Annotated in this window: 7 protein-coding genes; all 7 read right to left on the reverse strand. The window is 50.6% G+C overall.

The genetic code is table 11. From position 1 onward, the window contains the following. The coding region (locus tag RTY00_RS04780) for a hypothetical protein (RefSeq protein WP_312663602.1) at positions 1–425 on the reverse strand (425 nt) is incomplete at its 3' end. Continuing rightward, the gene (locus tag RTY00_RS04785) at positions 407–1,864 is read right to left on the reverse strand and encodes a glycosyltransferase family 2 protein (protein WP_312663603.1); all 1,458 of its coding nucleotides are present in this window, start codon (positions 1,862–1,864) and stop codon (positions 407–409) included. The genes RTY00_RS04785 and RTY00_RS04780, both read right to left, overlap by 19 nt. A gap of 137 nt (positions 1,865–2,001) precedes the next feature. Further along, positions 2,002–2,292, reverse strand: coding sequence for a hypothetical protein (locus tag RTY00_RS04790; protein WP_312663604.1), 291 nt, complete (start codon positions 2,290–2,292; stop codon positions 2,002–2,004). Positions 2,293–2,402: 110 nt separating this feature from the next. Further along, positions 2,403–2,597 carry a hypothetical protein gene (locus tag RTY00_RS04795; RefSeq protein WP_312663605.1) on the reverse strand — a complete coding sequence of 65 codons (195 nt, stop codon included), beginning with the start codon at positions 2,595–2,597 and terminating at the stop codon, positions 2,403–2,405. Between the two features lie 345 nt (positions 2,598–2,942). Next, positions 2,943–3,353 (reverse strand): Rz lytic protein, encoded by a 411-nt coding sequence (locus tag RTY00_RS04800; RefSeq protein ID WP_312663606.1) that lies wholly within the window; start codon positions 3,351–3,353, stop codon positions 2,943–2,945. Continuing rightward, on the reverse strand, positions 3,341–3,985 hold the full coding sequence (locus RTY00_RS04805; RefSeq protein ID WP_312663607.1) for a glycoside hydrolase family 19 protein: 645 nt from the start codon (positions 3,983–3,985) through the stop codon (positions 3,341–3,343). The genes RTY00_RS04800 and RTY00_RS04805 overlap by 13 nt, the downstream gene beginning before the upstream one ends. Then, the coding region (locus RTY00_RS04810; RefSeq protein WP_312663609.1) for a phage holin family protein at positions 3,969–4,229 on the reverse strand (261 nt) is incomplete at its 5' end. The genes RTY00_RS04810 and RTY00_RS04805, both read right to left, overlap by 17 nt.

The raw sequence follows: 4,229 nt of genomic DNA on the forward strand, positions 1-4,229 counted from the left end.
CTTACGACCTGCTGGAGTTTGTCTCTCGGCGGGCTATAGCAAACACCATGAATTAGTTTACTAAGTGAGATGTAATCACCGTGAGTGCGGTCAGCATGCACCAGCAAGCCAGCAATCTCTTTTTGATACTGCGGTGGCCTGCCGGTGCCAAGATAGAAGCTGACCAGTTCATCAGGGAATCGCGTCAGCCAGTCAGTCACTTTGTCAGTGAAGCCCGACACAGGCAGCGCATCATCTTCCATAATCACAACCCGGCAATCCTGCGTGGATGCCCAGCGTAATGCGCGCAGATGATTGGCGTTGGCACCCTTCGATTCGCGATCAACAAAGATTTGATAATTAGGAAGGCCAGCGGCAAGTGCTACTGCCATATCTAAGCGCGACTCGTGTGCCACGATGGCAAACTTTACTTGTGTTTCCACCATGCAAACTCCTTACCGATGCCATCCGTCTTAAAGACTGTGTGAACGCGAGGTCCAGTCACCAGCCTGTCAGCGTATCGATGCGCGACAATGCCAAAGGCGATCATGTCACCCACGGCAGCAGCGGCTTTCTCTTTCTGCCAGAAGCGCAGCGATTCAATCTGGTAATACAAACGGACAATGCCATGAGCAATAGCCATCACGTCAGCGCGTGAGCCACCGAGCAAGCCAGCATTGAGCATCACATCATGTTGATGATCAGCGAGGAACGACTGATAAATTGTTTCGGGATGGTTCTGCTTAGCCCACGCATCAGCGTATGTTTTTGGCTCGGAGCCAACGTAAATATTGCCCTGCTCCATCTCTGTCCACGGCTCACGCAGCATCTCAACGTCTGTGCCATCAGTGCACCATACGAAGTGATATTCAGGGTGATCGCGAAGGTGTTGCCAGATATGCAGCCAGCGCCGGAAATAAACGTTCATCTTCACGTCAGAAACGGCCACAGTACTTACACCAACATGCACTGAACTGATGGAGTCGGTCAGCACAACCGCATGGTTGCCTTTAACTGACGATGTCCACTTATCCAGCAACTCAGGTGATGCAGTCATTTTGGTACCGCGCTGCGGGTCAGGCTGGCTTGTCAGAAACGTAGTAATCACAACGTTATCCTTCTGCCGGTACTCCGCATACCCTGTGTAACCATCATCGCGGCGTTTGTTATGAATAGTGACGTTACGTTTAACCTGCGCCTCGCGGTCAGGCTTTGGAACCGAACGCTCTACCGCCTCATGCTCATCAAGCGAATAAATCAGCTTTTCCGAACCGACCACATCAGCAAACGCCCAACTCGTTAGCCCAGCATTGTGGATGCGCAGCGCCAGATCGGAGTGCTCATACATGCCACGTTCATAAATGGAGTCGAAGCCACCAACTTTTTCAATCGCGCTGCGGTGGTAATACAGCATCACGCCGCGCTGGCCGGTATAAGCGACATGCTTACCGTCACGGTAAAGCTCGGCAATATCATTCAGCTTCTTGCCGGTTGCGAAGTCCTGAAACTGATAAGCAAGATGCGGCTCAGGTGATTCGATGTATGGCTGCTCCCATCCACCAGCGATAGGCCATGCGTCATCGTCCCACAAAAACAGATGCTCACACCCAGCATTTATCAGTGCTTCTAAGCTGGCATTCTTCGCTGCAACGATACCGCGTGACATGTCACTGCGAATGGATTTCACACCATCGGGAACAGCAACTGGATTGGATGACCCGTCATCAACGACAACCACCAGCGCACCGGCTGGGAGATATTTAAGCTGATGCTCAATAGCGCGGGCTAAAACGTCATGGCGGTTATGGGTGCTGATTGCTATGCCGATATTTGAAGCGCGATCAGATACTGGTGCGTATGGAACACCGTTAATCACTACTTCCATTTAGCATTTCCTGCTGGTCAGATAGATATAACCCTCGGCAATGGCGATATCGCCAACCGATAATTCATTGTGTTTATGCTGAAAGTTGAACTCAGTGAACGCAGTTTTCAGCACAAAATAAAACCGCCGTTAGGCGGTTAGGTGTTCTTAGTTAAATATTCAATTAACATTTCAAGATTCACTCGATGAGGGCCATCTGAATACCATGTGTTTGGCTTCGGTCTATTCGCTTCGAATAGTCCATTTACATCGACATCTTCATTCAGCACGCTGATTGAATCCCCACTGAGCTGATAAGAAATTACCCGGCAACTTCCTTCGGGCACCTTATCGTAATAATCCAGCTTTCTGCTCTTGGAATAAATTTCGTACTTGATTAAATCGCCATCACCATTCTTAGCAATGAACGTTTGAATGAGATACTTCATTTGGCCTCGCTATCCATGTGTGTCGTCAGAGCACAACATAGCGCTAGGATTAATCCGGGTGAAGCGATTTTATCTCACAGCAAGATGTGCATCAAAGCGCGGCTTGATGATCACTCTCCACTTGGGATTATGACGATCTCAACAGAATCCATAGTTGAGCTTGTTTCATAGCTGGCATCGCCATTACTTATCAGGAAGTGCGCTCGTTCCAGCGCGTCGAGCACTGCTTGCTTATTGTTCTCTTGTAAAAACTCGGTGACTTTTACATCTGGCGCTGACATCCGCAATTTAAGCATGCTGTTCATAAATCATTCCTGATTGGAGTTTTCAGCATTGTAAGCCAGTTTCGCGACGCTTCACAGCGTGGCTAACCGTTATCCCTTGTCGGAGGATTCTTTCTTCAGCTTGTAGTACGCGTCAACGAAACCAATCTCACTGCACCAGTATCTGAACCTTTGCCATCCCGTCCAGAGCATCAATCTGAACCAGCCTGTATCTTTCGGATTGCTGCGCGATCGACATTGCACTGTTCAACCACGCCATACAGCGCAACGTTCAATTCAACCGAGTCGCCATAGCTCATTGCGCTAGCGGGTTCCGGTGCCTTTATCGGGCTGGTCAGGTCCGCTGGCAGATTTAACCGGGTCTGCTTAATCGTTCTGTACTCCACTGGCTGACTTCGCGGCGTCTCGCAACCGCTTAACAGCATCAGGAGGTACAGGAGCGGCAGCGTTTTTATCAGCCGCAAGGTATTGCTTAATTTCATTCTGAAGTTTCCGGTTCTGGTCTGCTGTTAGGGCGCGCTGCTCTGCAACCTGACTCATCACCTCGTTTTGCTGATTGACCGCCTTCACCAGGTCATTCACGCTGGCGGCTAAGTCGTCGTTCTTGGAGCGCAGATCGTTTATCTGGCTGTCTTTGCTGTTTGCCAGTTGCTCCAGCCGCTCGTTGGTAGCCGTCAGCTGTGAGTTGCGGGCATTCAGCCCCCAGAGGCAAATGCAGATGAGACCAATGATGATTACGTGCGAATAGTTTCGGATAAAGCCGATTACGTTGAACATAGAATCCCCTTAGCTTTTAGTAAGCGGGATTTCCTGTCTTCCAGACCGTTAGTGCCACCGTTAATGACTTTGGTGATGCGGGTAACATCATCAAGGTCTGCCAGTTCGTTTAAGCCGTGATTCTTCCACCATGCAGCTGCTGACATCGCCGCCTGAAGGTTTTCAGTCAGCAGGTCAGGGTTTGCCACGACATCAGCGCTTAGCTGCCCGGCAATAGCTTTGTAGTTCGCCTTGCCGGTAATCTGAATCAGCCCACGTCCGCGATAGCGATAACCATCCCCGGAAGCAACATCACCATTGCCGTTTCTGTTGGCATAAATGATGTTTGCAATCATCTTCTGATTTGCAGGGTGCGCGTCTGGACCGGCATCGACTCGCCCATATTTGAAGGCGGCATCCTGGCTGATTCTGTTACCAAACATCGCCAGCAGAACGCCGTATCGATAATTCAGCCCCTCTTCCACTTTCGTGAATCCGGCAGACTCATGCCCCACCTGCGCCAGAAAGTGCGCCTGACGTAATGGGGTATTGATGCCGAATGAGCTCATGCTGGCAGCTATGCGGGGAAACCACTTGTCGCGCAGCGCATCAGATACGCCAGTTGCGCGCTGGAAATTAGTGGGCGTCAGCATTGTCATCCCCTATACGCTTATCAATGAATTTGCGCAGCTTGGACGAAAGCCAGTCCACGCCGAGAAAACCAAGGAACACAGCCGCAACGCGCGTTACGTCATCGTTGATATTCCAGTTCAGGGCAGAGCCAAGAATCTGGAGCGTCGGCTGCAGGAAGAAAGCAAACACGCTGCACATTGCCGCATCAAGCAAACGTCTCGGCCATGTGTCTACGCCGACGTATGTGGCGCGAAGTAGCGCCAT

It is taken from the genome of Pantoea sp. CTOTU49201, assembly GCF_032054795.1.
GTDB classification, from domain to species: Bacteria; Pseudomonadota; Gammaproteobacteria; order Enterobacterales; family Enterobacteriaceae; genus Pantoea; species Pantoea symbiotica.